This is a genomic window from Micromonospora sp. CPCC 205558 (assembly GCF_036902955.1).
GTDB lineage: Bacteria > Actinomycetota > Actinomycetes > Mycobacteriales > Micromonosporaceae > Micromonospora.
The window spans coordinates 334763-353585 of sequence record NZ_JBAKHR010000005.1 but is presented as its reverse complement, the minus strand read 5'-3'; the positions used below and the strand labels follow the sequence as shown (position 1 = coordinate 353585).

Below are 18823 nucleotides of genomic sequence, written 5' to 3'. Positions count from 1 at the left end.
ACGCACATCCTGTGCGACCAGCTCAAACCTGAAAGTGAACAGCAGCCGCCGGGCCCACGGACATCGCCCCGACTCGATCAATCGTCGGTGGCAGGGGAGGATGGGGAGATGGACGAGCTACCCATAGGACGGCGAGTGGCCTACTGGCGGGGGCGACGCAAGATGTCCCAGCAGGTCTTCGCGGACCGGCTGGGCAAGTCCAAGAGCTGGGTGGACAAGGTCGAACGCGGCGTCCGCCGGTTGGACAAGTTCTCCGTCCTCTATGAGATCGCCGACATCCTCCAGATGGACGTCCAGCTGCTGCTGGGTAAGGACCCGGAGCGGCGCGCAGACGCCCTCAACTGCATCGACCAGGTCGAGGTGCAGGAGATCCGGGCGGCGTTGGAACGCTACGACTCGATGAGCGCGTACTTCGACGCGGCGCCGTTCCCGCCGCCGATGGACGACATGCGCAAGGCCGTCAACCACGCCTGGCTCACCTATCAGTACGGCCGCTACGGGATGCTCACCCGGGCGCTGCCCAAGCTGCTGCGCGACGCCCAGGCGGCCGACGCCGCCTACGGCGGTGAGCGGGCCGCCGAGGCCGCCCACCTGCTCGGTCAGGTCTATCAGATCGCCTCCTCGGTGCTGCGCAAGCTCGGCGAGTGCGAGCTCGCCTGGCTGGCCGCCGACCGGTCGATGGCGGTGGCCCAGCGGGCCGACGACCCGCTGCTGGCCGGGATCGCCACCACCCGGGTGTGCAACGCCCTGGTCGCGATGGGGAGGGCCCGCCCCGCGCTGGAGCTGAACGTCCAGATCGCCAACCGGCTGGCACCGGGTGGGAGCAACGAGGTCTCCCCGGCCCGCCTTTCCGTCTACGGGATGCTGCTGCTCCAGGGCGCGATGGCGGCGTCCCGGATCGGCGACTCGGCCAGCGTCGACGATCTGATCAACTGCGCGCAGGAGGCCGCCACCCTGCTCGGCGGCGACCACAACCACTACTGGACGTCGTTCGGCCCGACGAACGTCGAGCTGCACCGGGCCGCCGCCGCGGTGGAGTTGGGTGACGGGGGGCGGGCCGTGGAGGTGCACCAGCTGCGCATCGCGGAGCCGGCCTTCAACGCGCTGTTGCCCGAGCGCCGCGCCCACCACCTGCTCGACATCGCCCGCGGCTACGCCCAGATAGGTGACGTGGCGAACGCCGGCGAGATGCTGCTGCTCGGTGATCGGCTCGCCCCGTCGGAGATCCGCTGCCGGCCGATCGCGCACGAGGTGATGTCCGACATCCTCCGTCGCACACGTGGTGCGCCGCCTTCTCCGGTAGCGGAGTTGGCTGAGCACATGGGAGTAGGGGTATGAGCGCGGAGCCGGTCTGATGGCCGGTACAGCGCGCAACAGCGGGCACCGCGAGGTGCTCTACGTCATCGCCTGCGGTTCGCCGCTGGCACGACACGTCGGTCGTCTGGTCGACCTCGCCCAACAGGACGGTTGGGACGTCTGCGTGATCACCACGCCGGACGGTGCGAAGTTCGTCGACCAGTCGGCCCTGATTCGGCAGACCGGCCATCCGGTGCGGGTGCACTACAAGAATCCCGGTGACCCGGACGTGTTGCCGCCCGCCGACGCCATGATCGTCTGCCCGGCCACCGTCAACACCGTGAACAAGTGGGCGGCCGGGATCACCGACACCCTGGCGCTCGGGCTGTTGGTCGAGGCCCAGGGCAAGGGCGTCCCCATCGTGGCGGTGCCGTACACCAACGCGGCGATGGCCTGCCACCCGGCGTTTCGGGCCGGGGTGGCCCGGTTGGCCGAGTGGGGCGTCACTGTGCTCTTCGGCGACGATGTGATCGCTCTGCATCCGCCCGGAATGGGGGAACAGCACATGCACGCCTTCCCCTGGGCGATGCCGCTGGCCGCGCTGCAGACCGTCTCGTGGAGCGCCGCCTAGCGAGCCCGGCAGATCATCCGCCCGACGCGGCCGGGCCGGGTGTCACCGCCCGGTGGCCGCCACGCCGGTAAGCTGGCCCGCCGTGAGCACAAGCGGATCCGCCCCCACTGTCGGCGACGTGGTGGCCGAGCTGGAACGGCGCTTTCCGCCGGTCTGGGCGGAAGAGTGGGACCGGGTGGGCCTGGTGCTCGGTGAGCCGGCCGCCCCGGTCCGCCGGGTGCTCTGTGTGGTGGATGTGGTGCCCGAGACGGTCGACGAGGCGCTCGTCGCCGGCGCGGACATGATCGTCTCGCATCACCCGCTGCTGCTGCGCGGGGTGTCGTCGGTCGCTGCGACGACCTTCAAGGGGCGGATCATCCACCGGTTGATCCGGGCCGGGGTGGCGCTCTACGCGGCGCACACCAACGCCGACGTCGCCTCCCCGGGCGTCTCCGACGCCCTCGCCGCCCGTTTCGGGCTCACCGGTCTACGCCCACTCCAGCGGCCCACGCCCGGCTCGCCCGCCCACGGCGCCGACCGGGGGTTCGGCCGGATCGGCGAGCTGCCCCAGCCGATGACTCTCGCCGAACTGACCCGGCACGCCGCCGCGGTGCTTCCCGTCACGTCTTGGGGAGTTCGCGCGGCGGGGGATCCCGGGCGTATGGTTCGTACCCTCGCCGTCAGCGGCGGGTCGGGGGACAGTTTCCTTGGCGCCGCGACCGCCGCCGGGGTGGACGCGTTCCTCACCGCCGACCTGCGGCACCACCCGGCCGGCGAGCACCTCGCCGCCGATGGTCCCGCCCTGATCGACGCCGCCCACTGGGCGACGGAACGACCGTGGCTGGACGACCTGGCCGCCTTCCTCCGGGAGGCGCTGGACGTCGAGACGCTGGTGTCCGACCTGGACACCGACCCGTGGACCGTGCACGCCGCCGCACCCGCTGTGGACGACAAGGAGCCCGACCGTGAAGGCTGACCCTCAGGTGCAGCGCCGCCTGCTCGACCTCCAGGCGATCGACACCAACCTCGCCCAGCTCGCCCACCGCCGGCGTTCGCTGCCCGAGCGCGCCGAGCTGGAGGCGCTGGCCCGCGAGCTGTCGTCGATGGAGGACGAGCGGGTCCGCGCCCAGGTGGCGGTGGACGACCTGGACCGCGACATCGCCCGGTTGGAGAAGGACGTCGAGCAGGTCCGGGCCCGCAAGGAGAAGGACGAGAACCGGCTGGCCGCCGGCACCGGCCCGGCCCGCGAGCTGGAGGCGCTCCAGCACGAGCTGGTCTCGCTGAAGCGCCGCCAGGGCGACCTGGAGGACGCCGAGCTGGAGCTGATGGAGCAGCGGGAGACCGCGCAGGGCGTACTGGACGGCGTGGAGCAGCGGCTGGCCGAGACCCGGGACAAGCGCGCTGCGACCGAGCAGCGCCGCGACGAGGCGTTGGCCGAGATCGCCAAGGAGGAGGAGTTCAAGCGGGGCGCACGTCAACCGCTCGCCTCCGACCTCCCGAGCGAGCTGGTCAACCTCTACGACAAGATCCGCGAGGACACCGGGCTGGGTGCCGCGCTGCTCACCGCGGGCCGCTGCGGCGGGTGCCGCCTGGAGCTGTCCGGCGCCGACCTGGCCCGGATCCGCAAGGCCGCCCCCGACGACGTGGTCCGCTGCGAGGACTGCCGACGGATCATGGTCCGCACCAACGAGTCGGGCCTGTAGGTCGTGGCGCCGCGGGTGGTCTCCGTCGAGGCCGACGGTGGGTCCCGGGGCAACCCCGGCCCCGCCGGCTACGGGGCGGTGGTACGCGACCCGGCGACCGGCGAGGTGCTCGCCGAGCGCTCCGAGTCGCTCGGCACGGCCACCAACAACGTCGCCGAGTACCAGGGCCTGATCGCCGGGTTGACCGCCGCCGCCGAGCTGGGCGCCGCCGAGGTGGACGTCCGGATGGACTCCAAGCTGGTGGTCGAGCAGATGTGCGGCCGGTGGCAGATCAAGCACCCCGGCCTGCGGCCCCTCGCCGCCCAAGCCGCCGCGCTGGTGGGCCGGTTCACCGCGGTCCGGTTCAGCTGGATCCCGCGCGAGCAGAACCGGCACGCCGACGCCCTCGCCAACGCCGCCATGGACGCCGCCGCGGGCCGTCCTGCGGCGGCTGCGCCCACCGGCCGTCCTGCGGCGGCTGCGCCCACCGGCCGTCCTGCGGCGGCTGATTCCCCGGGCCGTCCTGCGGCGGCTGCGGCCCCCGGCCAGCCCGCAATCGGCAGTGACCCGGCGACCGCGCCGGCCTCCTGGGAGCCACGGCCGACCTTCACCGCCACCCGGCTGATCCTGGTCCGGCACGGTGAGACCCCGTACACGGAGCAGCGGCGCTACTCCGGGCGCGGCGACGTGCCGCTCTCCGAGCGCGGCCGGGCCCAGGCCCGCGCCACCGGTGCCCGAGTGGCCGAGCTGGCTCCGTCCGTCGCGGCCGTGCTCAGCTCACCGTTGTCCCGGTGTACGGCCACCGCGGCGTCGATCGCCGGGGCGCTCGGTGACGTGCCGGTCCGCACCGAGGACGACCTGATCGAGTGCAACTTCGGCCAGTGGGAGGGGCGCACCTTCGCGGAGGTGCGCGAGCAGTGGCCGGGGGAGATGGATGCCTGGCTCGCCTCACCCCGGGTCGCGCCGCCGGGCGGGGAGTCGTTCACCCACGTCGCCGAGCGCGCGCACCGCGTCATCGCCGGGCTGCTCACCGCGTACCCCGGTGAGACCGTGGTGGTCGTCTCGCACGTCTCGCCGATCAAGCTGTTGCTGCGCGACGCCCTCGCGGCCGGCGACGGCTTCCTGCACCGGCTCTTCCTGGACGCGGCCGGCATCTCGGTGCTCGACATGTGGCCCGACGGCGGCGTGGCCGTGCGTACGGTCAACGACACCGCCCACCTCTCCACCATCGGCTGAGCCCCCGCACCCGTCCGTCAGGCTGGTCGGTCGCGCCGTTCGGCGCAGCCGGCCGGCCGTTCGGCGCAGCACCCTCCGAGCGGGTCAGGTGACCGCCATCACAGAGTCGTAGCCTCCGGCCGTTACATCGAGAGCCACGACTACCCGGAGGTGTGTCAGATGGCTGCACCCGAACCGGAGGCGCCCACCACGGCGCCGACCAGGGCGAAGGACCACAGCCCCTGGAACTGGTTGCTGTTCATTCCCATCGTGGTGCCGCTGGTCCCGGTCTTCTTCAATGGCGACTCGCCCCGGGTCTTCGGCTTCCCCCGCTTTTACTGGCTGCAACTGGCCTTCATCCTGCTCGGCGTCGGCACCACCACCTTGGTCTACCAGATGACAAAGAAGCGGGGTGGTTCCTGATGTGGCGCGACCACCTCACCGAGATCATCGTCTTCACGTTCCTCTTCCTGCTGGTGAGCGTGATGGGCTTCGTGGCCGCCCGGTGGCGGGCACCGAAGGACATGGCGCACCTGGACGAGTGGGGGTTGGGCGGGCGCAGCTTCGGCGGCTGGATCACCTGGTTCCTGGTCGGCGGTGACCTCTACACCGCGTACACCTTCGTGGCGGTGCCGGCGTTGATGTTCGGTGCCGGCGCGGCCGGGTTCTTCGCCGTGCCGTACACCATCGTCATCTACCCGCTGGTCTTCCTGGTGCTGGTGCGGCTCTGGTCGGTGTCGCACCGGCACGGGTTCGTCACGCCTGCCGACTTCGTCCGCAACCGGTTCGACTCACCGGTGCTGGCGCTGCTGATCGCGATCACCGGCATCGTCGCCACCATGCCGTACATCGCGTTGCAGCTGGTCGGCATCGAGGCGGTGCTCAAGACGATGGGGGTGACCGGCGAGAGCACGATCGCACGGCACCTGCCGATCATCATCGCGTTCGCCATCCTGGCCGCCTACACGTACCAGTCGGGGTTGCGTGCGCCGGCGCTGATCGCGTTCGTCAAGGACAGCCTGATCTACATCGTGATCCTGGTGGCGGTCGTCTACCTGCCGTACAAGCTGGGCGGTTGGGGTGACATCTTCGCCGCCGCGGACGCGAAGTTCGACGCCTCGCCCAGCCCGAACGACGGCATCCTGCTCAACGGCAACAACCAGCTTCAGTACGTGACGCTGGCGTTCGGCTCGGCGTTGGCGCTCTTCCTCTACCCGCACAGCATCACCGGTGTGCTGGCCAGTAAGAACCGCGACGTGATCAAGCGGAACATGTCGGCGCTGCCCGCGTACAGCCTGCTGCTCGGGTTGATCGCGCTGCTCGGCTACATGGCCATCGCGGCCGGCGTGAAGCCGCTGCCTGGCAACTCGGCCGGCTCGGTGGACAACAACACCATCGTCCCGTTGCTGTTCGACCAGCAGTTCCCGGACTGGTTCGCCGGTGTCGCGTACGCGGCGATCGGCATCGGTGCGCTGGTGCCGGCGGCGATCATGTCGATCGCGGCGGCGAACCTGTTCACCCGCAACATCTACAAGGAGTACCTGAAGCGGGACGCCTCCCCGGCCCAGGAGGCGAACGTTTCGAAGATCACCTCACTGGTGGTGAAGGTCGGCGCGGTGGCCTGCATCGTGTTCCTCGACCCGCAGTTCTCCATCGACCTCCAGCTGATCGGTGGTGTGATCATCCTGCAGACGCTGCCGGCGGTGGCGTTGGGCCTCTACACCCGCTGGTTCCACCGCACCGGCCTGATCGTCGGCTGGGTGGTCGGTATGGGGCTGGGCATGTGGATGCTCTACCAGGTGGCCAGCCCGACCCGGAAGCACTTCGGCGGCTCGGCGTTCCCGCTGTCGGAGTTCGGGTTCGACACGACCAAGACGATCTACGTCGGCATCGTGGCGGTGGCTGTCAACCTGGCCGTGGCGGCGCTGGTGACGCTGGCGCTGCGGGCCGCGAAGGTCGAGGAAGGGGTCGACGGCACCGAGCCGGACGACTACTTCGCCGACGAGGGCGACCCTCGGGTCACCCCGGGCACCGAGCGCGACGCCGACTCGGCCCGCGAGCCGGTCGCCTGACCGCTGGTACGCCCGGGTGCCGACGCCGGTCGGTGCCCGGGCGTATCTGTGTCCAGGCCGTCGTCTGTGTTCAGGCCGTCGTCTGGGGCCGTCGTCTGGGGCCCGTCGTCTGTGTTCAGGCCGTCGTCTGGGGCCGTCGTCTGGGGCCCGTCGTCTGTGTTCAGGCCGTCGTCTGGGGCCGTCGTCTGGGGCCCGTCGTCTGTGTTCAGGCCGTCGTCTGGGGCCGTCGTCTGGGGCCCGTCGTCTGTGTTCAGGCCGTCGTCTGGGGCCCGTCGTCGGCGGGGTGATCGTCGTCGTGGTGGGGGTCGTCGTGGTGGGGGTCGTTGTCGCGGCGGTGAGGTGGCTTCAGGCGCTATCGAGCTGATGTCGCAAACGAATCATGCGCCCCCCGACGTAGGCAGCGAGGGCTGGGGGGGGTCAGCGAGGGCTGCCGGGGTCAGCGAGGGCTGGCGGGTCAGCGAGGGCTGCCGGGCCGGGCCGGCGACCTGACGCGCTTTGGCTACCAAGATCGTGCTCGATCGTTGTTGTAGTGGCGTAGGGCCGCGCGGGAGGCCACTACAACCAGGACCATGCGCGATCTTGGTGGTGGAAGGAACTCTCGCGTCGGTCCACCAAGGCCGGCGGTGCTTCTGCGGCCTACGGTTGTGATCGGCCGATTCCCTTGAGTGCGAGGGTCAGCAGTTGTTCCGCCTTGGCCGCGCCCATCGGTTGCGCCGCGAGTGAGATGCCGTTGGCGAGGATGATCAGGTCGGCCATGGTGATGTCGGGCCGTACCGCACCCTCGTCGATGGCTCGGCGGAGCAGTTGTTCACCGGCGGCGACGAGTATCGCGCCGCAGGCCTCGGTCTCCTCGGGGGGCTCGTTCAGGAGCGATTCCGCGAGGCCGCGGGTCGTCGTGGCGTACGCGGTGACCTCGTGCAGCCAGGTCGTCAGCGCGTCGAGGGCGTCCGGCTCGGCGAGCAGATCTCCGGCGCGCGCCGCCAGGTTGCGGATGCAGCCGCGAAAGACCGCCTGGAGCAGCGACCACCGGGTGGGGAAGCGCCGGTGCAGGGTCGCCGATCCCACCCCGGCGGATCGGGCGATCTCCTCCAGCGAGGCGTACGCGCCGTCGCGGGCGATCGCCTCGGACGCCGCCGTGACGATGAGGTCGTAGTTGCGCTGTGCGTCCGCTCTCATGACCCGCCTTGCAGAAGTGGGGTGGCCCCCCGTATCGTAGCCGACGGAAAGTGGGGGACTACCCCACTTGTTTCGTGGGAGGCATCATGGCTGTTCTCGTCATCGGCGCGACGGGCAAGCAGGGCGGGGCCACGGCCCGAGCCCTGCTCGACCGTGGCGTCCCGGTTCGCGCCCTGGTTCGTGATCCCGGCGCCGAGAGCGCCCAGGCGCTGCGGGATCGGGGCGCCGAACTGGTCAAGGGCGACCTGGACGACATGGAGTCGCTGCTGGCCGCGGCGGACGGGATGGACGGCCTCTTCTCCATCCCGTATCCGGACGTGACGGACATGCAGGGCGACGCCGAGGTGACCCGCGGCCGCAACGTCATCGAGGCAGCGCGCCGGGCCGGTGTGTCGCACGTCGTGCACAGCAGCGTCTCGGGTGCCGGCGACTTCCACCGCAACCAGCCCGGGTGGGCCGAGGGTCGGTGGGACACGCACTACTGGGAGAGCAAGGCCGCCATCGACGAGATGGTGCGCTCCGGTGGCTTCGCGCACTGGACCATCCTGAAGCCCTCGACCTTCATGGAGAATCTCCTCGGCTGGTCCTACCTCTTCGGCGACTGGTCCAGCGGCACGATCATCACCGGCTTCGCCGCGGACACGCGGATGCCGTGGATCGCCGTCAACGACATCGGCGAAGCCGCGGCGGTCGCGCTCACCAATCCGGGGAAGCTCGACGGCCTGGACGTCGAACTCGCCGGCGACCTGCTCACCATGACCGAGATCGCGGCCATCCTGAGTGAGGTCACCGGCCGGGCGGTCACCGCTCCCGTGCTCACCCCGCAGGAGGCCGTCGAGCGCGGCCTGCTGCCCGCCATGGTCAAGGCGGTCGAGCAGATCAACGAGAACGGAAGCCCGGCCCGTCCGGAGATGGCCCGCGCTCTCGGCCTGCCCACCACCGACTTCCGCACGTGGGCGCGGCGGACGTTCTCCTGAAGCCTGCCCCGCTCGCCCCGCCCGCCCGCCCGCCCCGCCCGCCCGCCCGCTCGCCCCGCCCGCCCGGCCGGCCGGGCGGGCGGCCGGGCGGGCTCGGCGGGTTCACCGCAAGATCGTGCTCGATCGTTGTTGTAGTGGTGTTGGGCCGCGCAGCAGGCCACTACAGCCAGGATCTTGCGCGATCTTGGCGTAGATGGCGCGGTGAGTCGTTCCACGACACCGCCGCGCGCGGTCAGCGGCGGCGGTTGCGGTTCACCAGGGCGTGGTTGAGGCGGGTCAGCAACCGCGCCAGGGTTTCCCGGTCATCGGTGGTCCAGTCGGCCAGCATGTCGCCGTAGAGCCGGGTCCGTGCGGACCGCACCGCCGCCATCCGTTGCAGGCCGGCGGTGGTGGCGGAGATGACCGTGCCTCGGCCGTCGGACGGGTCCGGGGTACGGGTGATCAGCCCGTCGCGCTGGAGCGCTGACACCTGCCGGGTCACGGTCGAGCCGTCCAGGTTGAGTTGGGCGGCGAGCGCGGAGACGTTCTGCGGGCCGGCGTTGTCCAGGTGCCGCAGGATCACGTACGCGGCCCGGTCGAGCACCCGGTGCTCGGCGGTGCCGGTGGCTCGCCGGGTCGCCTCCCCGAAGCGCATCAGCAGGGCCACCTCGGTCTCGATCTGGCCGAGGGTGCTCTCGTCACGGTCGTCGCTCATAGCTGTATGATACAGAATAAATACCTGTACGATACAGCTATCTGAGGAGTCGGAGTGGATCGGCGTTCCGAACCGAACCGCAGTGCCATCTACGCCACCACACTGGTGGCCTTCCTCGCCATCGCCGGCATCGCCGTCGTCGACCCGATCCTGCCCGCCATCGGCGACGCGATCGGCGTCACCGCCTGGCAGGTCGAGCTGCTCTTCACCGCGTACATCGCGGTCATGGCCGTCGGCATGATCCCGGCGACGCTGGCCAGCGGCCGGTTCGGCTTCAAGCCGGTGCTCATCACCGGCGTCTCCGTGGTCGGCGTCGCCGCGATCCTCGCGTCGTTCAGCGACAACATCGTGCAGCTCTCCGTGCTGCGCGGCGTGTGGGGGCTGGGCAACGCGATGTTCTTCGCCACCGCCATGGTGGTGCTGGTCAACCTGGCCGTCGACCGGGAATGGGTGGTCGGCCTCTTCGAAACCGCCCTGGGCCTCGGCTTCGCCGTCGGACCGCTGATCGGCGGCCTGCTCGGCGAGATCAGCTGGCGGCTACCGTTCTTCGTCTGCGGCGTCTTCATGGTCCTCGCCCTCGGCGTGGCCTCCCGCAAACTCCGCGAGCCCACCAACCGGCAGGCCCCGGTACGCGTCGGCCAGATCTTCGCCACCTACCGCCGACCGGCGTTCATCGCCCTCTGCGCGGTCACCGGCGCGTACAACTTCGTGTTCTTCGTGGTGCTCGGCTACACGCCGCTCTTCCTCGGCCTGGACATCATCCCGCTGGGGCTCGCGTTCACCGGCTGGGGTCTCGGCCTGGCCACCGGCATCCTGGTGATCGGCCACCGGCTGGCCCACCGCATCGGCGCGGTGCAGACAGTCGGCGTGGCCATCGCCGGGCTGCTGGTCTGCATGGTCCTCTTCGCCACCTCCACCAGCACCGCCGAGGCGCTCGTGGTGCTGGTGATCGCCGGGCTCTGCATGGGAATGGCCAACGCCAACCTCACCGACCTGGCGCTCGGCCTCGGCTCCAGCGACCGGCGCGTCGCCACCGGCGCGTTCAACCTGGTCCGCTGGGGCGCCGCCGCACCGGCACCGATCATCTCCGGCAAGCTCGCCGAGCAGTCGCTGTCACTGCCGTTCTGGGTGGGCTTCGGGGTGCTCGCCGTCGGTGTGCTCGTCTACCTGGCCTTCGCGCACGTGATGGCCGCCGGCTACGGCGAGCGGGTGCTCTGGTCCCGCTGGAACCGCAGCGCGGCGAATGCCGAAAAGACCGCCGAGGAGCCGGTCGGCGAAGCGTACTGACCCCGGTTCGTTTCCAAGATCCACACGCTTTGCCGGGAAACCGTTGCTTCAACCCGCGTCGACGCAGCGGTTTCCCGGTAAGCCGTGAGGATCTTGGCGCTGGGCGGTGCCGGGCGGTGCCGGGCGGTGCCGGGCGGTGCCGGGCGCTGCCGGGCTGTACCGGGCGGTGGGGGAGCGGGTGGGCGGCTCAGTTCAGGGCGCGCCACAGCAGGTAGAGGCCGATCGTCGTGCCGAACACCACGATCACCGTCTTGAGCACCACCGGCGGCAGCCGACGGACCAGCCGGGCGCCCGCGTACCCCCCAATAAGGGTGGCCGGCGCGACCACCGCGACGGCCGCCCAGTTCAACGGGCCGAACAGGGCGAACACCACGAGCGTCGTCAACCCCACCACCGCGGACAGCAGATTCTTGATCGCGCTCACCCGCGCCAGGGTCGCGTCCAGCACCAGGGCCAGCCCGGCCACCAGCATCACCCCGAGAGCCGCACCGAAGTACCCGCCGTACACCGCACCAAGCGCGACCATCGTCTGGACCGTGACCGTCCGCTGGCGTGGCGACAGGTCCCGGGGGTGACCGACCAGCCGGCGCAGCGGGTCCTGGAAGGCCAGGACCGCTGTCGCGCCGAGGACCAGAAATGGTACGACCAGCTCGAACGCGCGGGCCGGAGTGGCCAACAGCAGCAACGCCCCGAGAATCGTGCCCACGATGGTGGTGGGCACCAACGTGGCCAGCGCACGGGGGCGCGGCAGGTCCTGCCGGCTGCCCGCCACGCTGGCCAGATACCCGGGAAACACGGCGACGGAGTTGCTGACGTTCGCCGGCACCGGGGGCAACCCGATCGCGATCATCGCCGGAAAGGTGATCAGCGAACCGCCACCGGCCACCGCGTTTACCGTGCCAGCGGCGAGACCGGCGGCGAGCAGCAGCGCGGCGTGGGAGAGATCCATAGGCCCACGAGGCTAGCCGTCGCCTCGCGAGAGGGATTCGCCGGACCGTCCATGAGCTGGGCGATCTTGCCCAGGCGGGGCGGCAATACCGGCAGCACGCTCGTCGTTAGGATGAGAGCGCGACGGACGAGTCGACCGGGCGGCCGCGTCGGCGGGCTTCGGCCCGCCGCCGAGGAACGTCCGGACTCCACAGGGCAGGGTGGTTGTTAACGGCAACCCGGGGCGACCCGCGGGACAGTGCCACAGAAAACAGACCGCCGACCCCAACGGGGACGGTAAGGGTGAAACGGTGGGGTAAGAGCCCACCAGCACCCCGGGTGACCGGGGTGGCTCGGTAAACCCCACCCGGAGCAAGGCCAAGCAAGGGCCGTCATCGCAAGATGACGACCCGGCGCAGACGCTTGAGGGCTGCCCGCCCGATGTCTGCGGGTAGGCCGCTAGAGCCTGTCGGCAACGGCAGGCCGAGATGGATGGCCGCCGCCGGCGCAAACCCCTTGTGGGTACGCGCCGCGCACAGAATCCGGCGTACAGGTCGACTCGTCCGTCGCCCACCAGCTCAGAGACCGTGATCAGGGAGTGGGCTCGGCTCTACTCGGGTGCTGCTGCGTGGCTCCGTCGCCCGGTCGTGGGCAACACCTCATCGTGTGAGTGCTGTCAGCATTTCCCGCAGCCAGGCGATCTCGGTGCGGCTGGTGGCGGTGGCGATGCGGAACAGCCCCCGGCGGAAGGGGTTGTCGGGAAAGTCGTCCGCGCGCAGCGGTCGGTCGCCGTCCCAGAAGAAGCTTGCCGGCTGGGTGAGGAAGTCGAGCCGGCGGTGCAGCACGGCCCCCTGGGCTGCGGGGTCGTCGAGATGGTGCAGGAACGCCAGCAGTGTGAACCAGCGGTTCTCGTCGGTGATGAACAGCTCGTCGGGTGTGCGGAGCTGACGCCGCAACTCCGCGTGCCCGGCGGCGCTCAGGGTCAGCACGTGCCGTGGTGCCGCCGTCTGGCCAGCCTGTACGTCGCGACGCAGCAGGTCCGCGCGCTCCATGCGTTTGATCGTCGGGTACAGCGTCCCGTCGGCGATCGGCCGGACGTGGCCGGTGAGTGCCGCCACGCGTCTGCGCAGCTCGTACCCGTGCAGCGGGGCGTCGGCCAGGAAGCCCAGTATCGCGAACTCCAACACCGTGTTAACTTACCTCGGCAACGTGATACCTCGACGGCGAGGTATTGGTCAGGAGGTACGTGATGCGCGGCGCCCAGGTGCGACCAGATGGCACGACGATCCGCTGGGTGGAACTCCCCGGCATCGAACCCACTCGGGTCTACCTGCACGGGCTCGGTGCCACCTCGCCCGCGTACTACGCGACGGTGGCGACCAACCCCGCCCTTGCCGGAAGGCGCAGCCTGCTCTTGGATCTGCTCGGGCACGGCATCAGCGACCGACCGGCCGACGCCTCGTACACCCTGGAGGAGCACGCCGATCTCCTGGCTGTCGCGCTGACAGCAGCCGAGGTCAGTGGTGCGGAGGTGATCGCTCACAGCATGGGTGGCGCAGTCGCCATCGTCCTGGCCGCCCGCCATCCGCACCTTGTTTCCGCGCTGGTCCTCGTCGACGCCACCCTCGACCCGCAGCCTCCGGGTGTCGGCATCCGCGCCCGCTACACCGAGGAGCAGTTCGTGAACGGCGACGGCCGAGCCGAGACGCTCACCCGAGTCGGCGCGGCCTGGGCGGCAACGATGCGCCTTACCGGTGCGGAGGCGCTGTATCGCACTGCGGCGCATCTCGGCCGGGGCACCACCCCCACCATGCGTGAGCTGCTCCTCGAACTGCCCATGCCGCGTACATACCTCCACCCGGCCGACAACGAGCCGGTCGGTGCGCGGGCACTGACTGACGCCGGCGTGCGGGTGGTCGCCGTACCGGACGCCGGCCACAACATCATGTTGGACAACCCCGACGGCTTCGTCGCGGCCACAGCCACGGCACTACGGGCCTAAGGCGTCGCGCCCGCCTGGCGTCGGGGCGGGCGCTTCCACACGTCTGGCGTCGGTTATCGCCGCTCGGAGACCTGGGTAACGAATGCGGCCCAGGCTGCCGGGGCGAAGGTCAACGCTGGACCGGCCACGTCCTTCGAGTCGCGGACGGCCACAACACCGGGCAGGTTCCTTGCCACCTCGACGCAGTTGCCCCCGGACGAGCCGCTGCGCCGGGACTTGCGCCAGATGGCGTCAGTGAGATCCATGATGGCTGTGCACTTCCTTCATCAGCTCGTTGGACTGTCGGCGCGGGAGTGCTTCGTTCCTCACGTTCTCCCACCTCGTCTGAAGAGTATGTAGTCCATCATCGGTATCGACCACGATCCCGCCCAGCTGATTTTCGAGGTGCCCGACCCAGGCTCCGTCGCCGGCCCGGGCCAGCGCGAACGGTCCGGACAGCCCGATGTGGAGGCCGGCCCCCGCCGGGATCACGTGGATGTGAACGTGCGGCAACTCGGCGACGGTGACGAGGTGGGCGACCTGCTCGGCCATGATGCCGGCGTGCTCGTCACCGGCCCGGCGAAGCGTGGACTCATCCAGCACGGCCACCACCTGCGGTGGCGTGTCACCGGTCAGGATCTTGTGTCGGCTCATCCGGGCGCTGACCTGTTGGTCGACCTCCGTGGCTGACATGAGGTCGTTCAAGCGCATCACGACGCGGGCGTAGTTCTCGGTCTGGAGTAGGCCCGGGATCAGTAGTGGCTCGAAGAGACGAAGCTGTCGCGCGCCGCGCTCGGCGTCCAGCCACGGCAGAAACCACGACGGTGCGCCGAGTTTCACCACTAGGCGTCCGAACAACCCGTCGTTGTTGAAGGCGCGATCCGCTCCCCGGATGAAGTCCATCGTCAGTGCCCGGGTGCCGCTCTCCACGGCGCTGACGTGCGAGGCGCTGAAGCCTGCTGCTCGGCCGAACGACTCCTGGGTCATCCCGGACGCTCCGCGAGCGCGGCGGATCTCGCTCACGATGAAGTCCGCGAGAGGACTCGGCACGTCAGCCATTCAACGCTCCTCAAATCGGAGATCGACTACCCGAGGGGCCACACGTCAGGGCCCTGTTAGGCCAGGTCACCCCGGATGCCGAAAGCACCTTCCGAGCGTAGTGGTCTCCACAGCAGAGTGTCACCAGGCGGCGCGGCTGGCAGGCCCACGAGATCTGACGGTCGCGTTCGTAGCGGGGCCGCTCCCGACGGGCGAGCACTCACGGGAGCGGCCCCTTTCCAACGGCACCAAAGGGGGAGACCGTGCCCGACGACAAACCCGAGAAGCCCAACCCAAAACGGCTGCCGTACGCGAACTGCGCTGTCGCGTACCCATGGGGGTTGCGGTGATCGGGAAGATGACGGCCGGCGACGTGGTCCACCTGACCACCGCGGCGAGCGTGCAGTTCCTGTGCCCGATCTTCGTACGCGTCATCCGCGAGTTGCCCGAGCTGCACACGTACCACGGGTGGGTCTGGATCGAGGGTTACCAGCTGAACGCGGCGGGCGACGCGGTGGCGCGGCGCGAGTTGTACGTGATGCGTGCGGGCGTGCGGTTGCAACCTCTGCCCGTCGGACCGGCCAAACCCGCCAAACGTCGGCGACGCCCGGTGCGGGTCGGATGACCGCGCGTCCTCGCCCGCACCTGCCGATGCGGCCGGCGTGGTTGTGCCGCAACTGCGCGGCGCCCTGGCCGTGTGGCCCGGCTCAGCTCGCGCTCGTGACGGAGTTCTACGGTCACTCGATCGCGCTGGCGTTCTACCTGGCCGCGTCGATGCAGGAGGCGATCGACGACGGGTACGGCCTGGGGCTGCGTCCGGACCTGCCCACGATGCACGCCCGGTTCCTCGGCTGGTTGTCGCTGGTCCGCCGGCCTCGCCGACACTGAGCTGAGCTAACCAAACGAACCGGCCGGGTAGGTTGCCCCACCCGGCCGGTCTCAGAAACGCCGTCTCAGTGCTTCTTGAACACCGGCATGGTGTCCAGCGTGGTGGTGATGTTCTGCGTGGTGCCACCCCGGTACGTCTTCCCGGTGAAGATGTCGGTCCAGCTGTTGCCCGGCGGGAACCACACCGACGTGGTGGCGGTGGTGCCGGGCGTCGTCACCGGTGCCACCAGGTAGTCCGGGCCGTAGAGGTACTGGGAACCGGCGGTGGCGTACGCGGCCTGCTCATTCGGGTACGCCAGGTACATCGACCGGACGATGGGCGTACCCGTGCGGGTGGCCTCCTTGGCGGCGGCGTAGGTGTACGGCAGCAGTTCCTCCCGCAGGTTCAGGAACTTCTTGGCCGACTTGTTCGCCTCCGGGCCGTACTGCCAGGGCAGCCGGTCGCTGTGGTTGGAGTGCAGCCGGTCGATCGGCTGGAACGTGCCGAACTGGACCCACCGGGCGTAGAGGTCGTCGGGCAGCTTCGTGCTGCCCGGTTCGCTGCCCGGCTCCTGCAGGCCGCCCGTGTGCCCGCCGATGTCGTGGCTGACCGCGGCCAGCCCGGTCGCGGCCGACTCGCCCGGCGTGTAGCCGACCTCCATCTGCAGGGTCGACCAGTCGGAGGTGGTGTCGCCGGTGAAGTGCAGCGTGGTGCGCTTGTCGGCCCACGGCCCGGTCGACACCGGGGTCGGGCTGCTGTAGCCGCCGGCCTGCAACGAGCCGTACGCGCGGGAGAAGGCGAAGCCGGTCTTGTCGGCGTACTGCTGGTTGATCCAGGCGTCGGCGGTCACCCCGGCGAGCGAGGACTTCGTGTTGTCGCAGCACCAGTCCAGCCACCACAGGTCCGGGCCCTTGCTGCCCTTCGGCAGCATCCCGTCGTGCAGCTGCATGTACGCCTTGAGCTGGTCCGGGTCGCCGAAGTCGAACGTGTAGCAGTCGGGGCCGCCGTTGCAGCCGACGCGCTGCAGCTTGCCCTTCGCGGTGGCCTGCGCCTTGGCGAACTTCGGGTCCGAGCCGAGGATGCTCGGGTGGATGTTGATCCCGGTGTGCAGGCCCTGCTTCCTGGCCCAGTCGAAGAACGCCTTCGGGTCGGGGATCCGGGTGGGGTCGATGCTCCAGCCGTTCCACTTGTCCGGGGCCTTGACGTCGGTGTCGAGGACGAGCACGTCCAGCGGCATACCCTCGGCCTTGGCCCGGGCGACCAGGTTCTGGAACTCGGTCGCGGTGCGGTCGTAGTACTCGGAGTACCACACCCCGTACGCCCACTTCGGCAGCAGCTTCGTGGGCCCGGTCAGGGTCGACAGGTCCTGCAGAGCACGGGTGAAGTCCTGCCCGTACGCGAAGACGTAGCCGTCCTGTTCGGCGGCCGGCCGGGGCTTGGTGTTGCTCAGGGCCGAGGCCGAGTCGTCGAGCAGGTACCAACCGTCCTGGTAGAGCAGGCCCGGGGCGGTGAGCGCGGGACCGGTCACGCCGTCCAGGCCGCGGCGGTAGCCACCGAGCGGCGCGTGCGGGGCGAGCAGCGGGGAGTCCTTGCTCGTGACGGCGACGGTGTCGACGTTGACGTTGCAGCTGGCGTCCGTCGGGCAGCCCAGCGTCACGGTGTTGGTGCCACGGTCGAGATGGACCGGAACGGAGACGGTGTTCCAGTAGTCCCACCCGCTCGTCGGCGGGAGGGTCGCCGTGACCGGCGTAGTCGTCGCGGCGGTGACCGACATGGTGCGCGCCTGGCTCGGCTGGGAGCCGGCCTGGCCGTTGGCGTAGCGGATCTGCACCCGGTAGTCACCGGCGGACGGCACATCCGTCACGGTGAGCGCGACGGCGGACGTGGTGCTCTCCAGGCCGGCCAGGAATCCCGTACCGGAAGCGCCGTTGTGGTCGTTCGCGGGCCGTGCGCCGCCGATCAGCGCGCCGGTCTCGGCCTCTCCCAACGTGCCGAAGCGCAGCGACTGTGGTTGGGGAGTGGCCGGTGCCGGGTACGTCTCACCCGGGTTGACCACCGCGAGGCTGTCGATGTTCACATTGCCGGAGTCGTTGGGACCCCGCACGACGCTGATCTCGTGGCGGCCCGCGGTGAGGTCGACCGGCACGCTGGCCAGGGCCCAGGTGTCCCAGTTCGTGGTGGGCGGCAGGGTCAGGGTGCGGCCGGCGTCGCCGTCGACCTGCACCGTCAGGGTGCGGGCCACGTTCTGACCGTCGCCGCCGGTGCTGTTGGCGTAGCGGACGGTGAGCTGCTTCGTGCCGCCTTGCGGCGCGTCGAGCGCGAACGTGGCCGAGTCGCCGGACGAGGCGAAACCGGCGGCGAAGCCGCGCCCGGTGTGTCCCTGGTGGTCGGTGGCCACGCCGGGGCCGTTCAGCTGTAGTGCTTCGGCCTCGCAGAGCACGCCGAACGCGCAGGCCGGGGCGGTGTGGCCGGCCCAGGGCTGGCCCTGCACGAGTTGCTTGCCGGTCTTGAGCTGCACGGTGAGGTTGTCGGCGGTGAACGCCCCCGAGCCGACCTGGTAGCGCAGCGTCATCGCACCGGTGTCGATGGTGAGCCAGCCGTGCTCGACGTGCTTGGTGAATCGCGTACGGGGGAAGTCGTCGCGCCCGATGGCGTTGAAGGTGGCGGCGTCGGTGAACCTGCCGTCCTTCTGGTACTCGGTGCGGATCAGGGTTGGCGACAGCACCTCGAAACGTGCGTTGCCCGACCTAACGGCGCCGTCTTTCGCCTTGTCGCGGCTGGCCTGAGCCGGCCCGGACGGCGCGAGCGCCAGCCCCGTGATGAGAATGCCGGCCGCGGCGGCTGCTGTCGCGCGCCGACGCGGTGAGTTCCGATAGAGCAAGATGCGCTCCTCGTCTCATATGGAGGAAATGAGTCGATGACAACGCTGTCACTCGCCGGAAACGCATGTCAACGGGCCTCGGACGGTGTCCCTTCTCTCTTTCCGCACGACCCACCAGC

General features: G+C 70.1%; 19 protein-coding genes and 1 other RNA gene. 13 read left to right on the top strand and 7 right to left on the bottom strand.

The genetic code is table 11. The features are described 5' to 3' along the window. Window positions 1-108 precede the first annotated feature (108 nt). The 7 genes from V6U86_RS06685 (at window position 109) to mctP (ending at window position 6875) form a co-directional block, all read left to right on the top strand. Window positions 109-1338, top strand: a complete 1230-nt coding sequence (locus V6U86_RS06685) for a helix-turn-helix domain-containing protein (RefSeq protein WP_334499601.1) — start codon at window positions 109-111, stop codon at window positions 1336-1338. Between the two features lie 16 nt (window positions 1339-1354). Continuing rightward, entirely contained in the window at window positions 1355-1927 is a 573-nt protein-coding gene (locus V6U86_RS06680) for a flavoprotein (RefSeq protein WP_334499599.1), read from the top strand. A 118-nt stretch (window positions 1928-2045) separates the two neighbouring features. Next, window positions 2046-2882, top strand: coding sequence for a Nif3-like dinuclear metal center hexameric protein (locus V6U86_RS06675; RefSeq protein ID WP_442934892.1), 837 nt, complete (start codon window positions 2046-2048; stop codon window positions 2880-2882). Then, window positions 2872-3609, top strand: a complete 738-nt coding sequence (locus V6U86_RS06670; protein WP_334499595.1) for a zinc ribbon domain-containing protein — start codon at window positions 2872-2874, stop codon at window positions 3607-3609. The genes V6U86_RS06675 and V6U86_RS06670 overlap by 11 nt, the downstream gene beginning before the upstream one ends. Before the next feature lie 3 nt (window positions 3610-3612). Then, window positions 3613-4824 (top strand): bifunctional RNase H/acid phosphatase, encoded by a 1212-nt coding sequence (locus V6U86_RS06665; RefSeq protein WP_334499593.1) that lies wholly within the window; start codon window positions 3613-3615, stop codon window positions 4822-4824. A 159-nt stretch (window positions 4825-4983) separates the two neighbouring features. After that, window positions 4984-5226 carry a DUF3311 domain-containing protein gene (locus V6U86_RS06660; RefSeq protein WP_334499591.1) on the top strand — a complete coding sequence of 81 codons (243 nt, stop codon included), beginning with the start codon at window positions 4984-4986 and terminating at the stop codon, window positions 5224-5226. Then, a complete protein-coding gene (mctP, locus tag V6U86_RS06655) occupies window positions 5226-6875 on the top strand; it encodes a monocarboxylate uptake permease MctP (protein WP_334499589.1) in 1650 nt (549 codons plus the stop codon). Before V6U86_RS06660 ends, mctP begins: the two co-directional genes overlap by 1 nt. A 636-nt stretch (window positions 6876-7511) precedes the next feature. Here mctP and V6U86_RS06650 read toward each other — a convergent pair. After that, a complete protein-coding gene (locus V6U86_RS06650; RefSeq protein ID WP_334499587.1) occupies window positions 7512-8051 on the bottom strand; it encodes a TetR/AcrR family transcriptional regulator in 540 nt (179 codons plus the stop codon). 86 nt (window positions 8052-8137) lie between these two features. Here V6U86_RS06650 and V6U86_RS06645 point away from each other — a divergent pair, with 86 nt between their 5' ends. Beyond that, the gene (locus V6U86_RS06645) at window positions 8138-9028 is read left to right on the top strand and encodes an NmrA/HSCARG family protein (protein WP_334499585.1); all 891 of its coding nucleotides are present in this window, start codon (window positions 8138-8140) and stop codon (window positions 9026-9028) included. 232 nt (window positions 9029-9260) lie between these two features. Here the strand turns inward: V6U86_RS06645 and V6U86_RS06640 are convergent, their stop codons facing one another. Next, window positions 9261-9722 (bottom strand): MarR family winged helix-turn-helix transcriptional regulator, encoded by a 462-nt coding sequence (locus V6U86_RS06640; protein WP_334499583.1) that lies wholly within the window; start codon window positions 9720-9722, stop codon window positions 9261-9263. Between the two features lie 54 nt (window positions 9723-9776). On the opposite strand from V6U86_RS06640, the gene V6U86_RS06635 reads away from it, so the two are divergent. Beyond that, the gene (locus tag V6U86_RS06635; RefSeq protein WP_334499580.1) at window positions 9777-11009 is read left to right on the top strand and encodes an MFS transporter; all 1233 of its coding nucleotides are present in this window, start codon (window positions 9777-9779) and stop codon (window positions 11007-11009) included. Window positions 11010-11196: 187 nt separating this feature from the next. On the opposite strand, the gene V6U86_RS06630 is transcribed toward V6U86_RS06635, so the two are convergent. After that, window positions 11197-11958, bottom strand: a complete 762-nt coding sequence (locus V6U86_RS06630; RefSeq protein WP_334499578.1) for a sulfite exporter TauE/SafE family protein — start codon at window positions 11956-11958, stop codon at window positions 11197-11199. A 127-nt stretch (window positions 11959-12085) separates the two neighbouring features. Between V6U86_RS06630 and rnpB the strand changes: the two genes are divergently transcribed. Beyond that, an RNA gene (gene rnpB, locus V6U86_RS06625) (RNase P RNA component class A) lies at window positions 12086-12502 on the top strand. 93 nt (window positions 12503-12595) lie between these two features. Here rnpB and V6U86_RS06620 read toward each other — a convergent pair. Further along, window positions 12596-13123, bottom strand: coding sequence for a PadR family transcriptional regulator (locus V6U86_RS06620; protein ID WP_334499577.1), 528 nt, complete (start codon window positions 13121-13123; stop codon window positions 12596-12598). A 62-nt stretch (window positions 13124-13185) separates the two neighbouring features. Between V6U86_RS06620 and V6U86_RS06615 the strand changes: the two genes are divergently transcribed. Continuing rightward, window positions 13186-13938, top strand: a complete 753-nt coding sequence (locus V6U86_RS06615) for an alpha/beta fold hydrolase (RefSeq protein WP_334499575.1) — start codon at window positions 13186-13188, stop codon at window positions 13936-13938. 53 nt (window positions 13939-13991) lie between these two features. Here the strand turns inward: V6U86_RS06615 and V6U86_RS06610 are convergent, their stop codons facing one another. Together V6U86_RS06610 and V6U86_RS06605 are read right to left on the bottom strand one after the other, a co-directional pair. Next, window positions 13992-14183 (bottom strand): DUF397 domain-containing protein, encoded by a 192-nt coding sequence (locus tag V6U86_RS06610; protein ID WP_334499573.1) that lies wholly within the window; start codon window positions 14181-14183, stop codon window positions 13992-13994. Next, window positions 14170-14976, bottom strand: coding sequence for a helix-turn-helix domain-containing protein (locus V6U86_RS06605; protein WP_334499571.1), 807 nt, complete (start codon window positions 14974-14976; stop codon window positions 14170-14172). The genes V6U86_RS06610 and V6U86_RS06605 overlap by 14 nt, the downstream gene beginning before the upstream one ends. A gap of 325 nt (window positions 14977-15301) precedes the next feature. On the opposite strand from V6U86_RS06605, the gene V6U86_RS06600 reads away from it, so the two are divergent. Together V6U86_RS06600 and V6U86_RS06595 are read left to right on the top strand one after the other, a co-directional pair. Beyond that, entirely contained in the window at window positions 15302-15580 is a 279-nt protein-coding gene (locus V6U86_RS06600) for a hypothetical protein (RefSeq protein ID WP_442934885.1), read from the top strand. Continuing rightward, window positions 15577-15843, top strand: a complete 267-nt coding sequence (locus V6U86_RS06595; protein WP_334499569.1) for a hypothetical protein — start codon at window positions 15577-15579, stop codon at window positions 15841-15843. The genes V6U86_RS06600 and V6U86_RS06595 overlap by 4 nt, the downstream gene beginning before the upstream one ends. Before the next feature lie 65 nt (window positions 15844-15908). Here the strand turns inward: V6U86_RS06595 and V6U86_RS06590 are convergent, their stop codons facing one another. Beyond that, the gene (locus V6U86_RS06590; RefSeq protein ID WP_334499567.1) at window positions 15909-18704 is read right to left on the bottom strand and encodes a TIM-barrel domain-containing protein; all 2796 of its coding nucleotides are present in this window, start codon (window positions 18702-18704) and stop codon (window positions 15909-15911) included. Window positions 18705-18823: the final 119 nt, after the last annotated feature.

What these genes read in the sequence shown, in the direction of transcription:
- V6U86_RS06685 (WP_334499601.1), top strand. Translation starts at nt 109, where the DNA reads ATGGACGAGCTACCCATAGGACGGCGAGTGGCCTACTGGCGGGGGCGA.
- V6U86_RS06680 (WP_334499599.1), top strand. Translation starts at nt 1,355, where the DNA reads ATGGCCGGTACAGCGCGCAACAGCGGGCACCGCGAGGTGCTCTACGTC.
- V6U86_RS06660 (WP_334499591.1), top strand. Translation starts at nt 4,984, where the DNA reads ATGGCTGCACCCGAACCGGAGGCGCCCACCACGGCGCCGACCAGGGCG.
- mctP (WP_334499589.1), top strand. Translation starts at nt 5,226, where the DNA reads ATGTGGCGCGACCACCTCACCGAGATCATCGTCTTCACGTTCCTCTTC.
- V6U86_RS06650 (WP_334499587.1), bottom strand. Translation starts at nt 8,051, where the DNA reads ATGAGAGCGGACGCACAGCGCAACTACGACCTCATCGTCACGGCGGCG.
- V6U86_RS06645 (WP_334499585.1), top strand. Translation starts at nt 8,138, where the DNA reads ATGGCTGTTCTCGTCATCGGCGCGACGGGCAAGCAGGGCGGGGCCACG.
- V6U86_RS06640 (WP_334499583.1), bottom strand. Translation starts at nt 9,722, where the DNA reads ATGAGCGACGACCGTGACGAGAGCACCCTCGGCCAGATCGAGACCGAG.
- V6U86_RS06630 (WP_334499578.1), bottom strand. Translation starts at nt 11,958, where the DNA reads ATGGATCTCTCCCACGCCGCGCTGCTGCTCGCCGCCGGTCTCGCCGCT.
- V6U86_RS06615 (WP_334499575.1), top strand. Translation starts at nt 13,186, where the DNA reads ATGCGCGGCGCCCAGGTGCGACCAGATGGCACGACGATCCGCTGGGTG.
- V6U86_RS06610 (WP_334499573.1), bottom strand. Translation starts at nt 14,183, where the DNA reads ATGGATCTCACTGACGCCATCTGGCGCAAGTCCCGGCGCAGCGGCTCG.
- V6U86_RS06605 (WP_334499571.1), bottom strand. Translation starts at nt 14,976, where the DNA reads ATGGCTGACGTGCCGAGTCCTCTCGCGGACTTCATCGTGAGCGAGATC.
- V6U86_RS06595 (WP_334499569.1), top strand. Translation starts at nt 15,577, where the DNA reads ATGACCGCGCGTCCTCGCCCGCACCTGCCGATGCGGCCGGCGTGGTTG.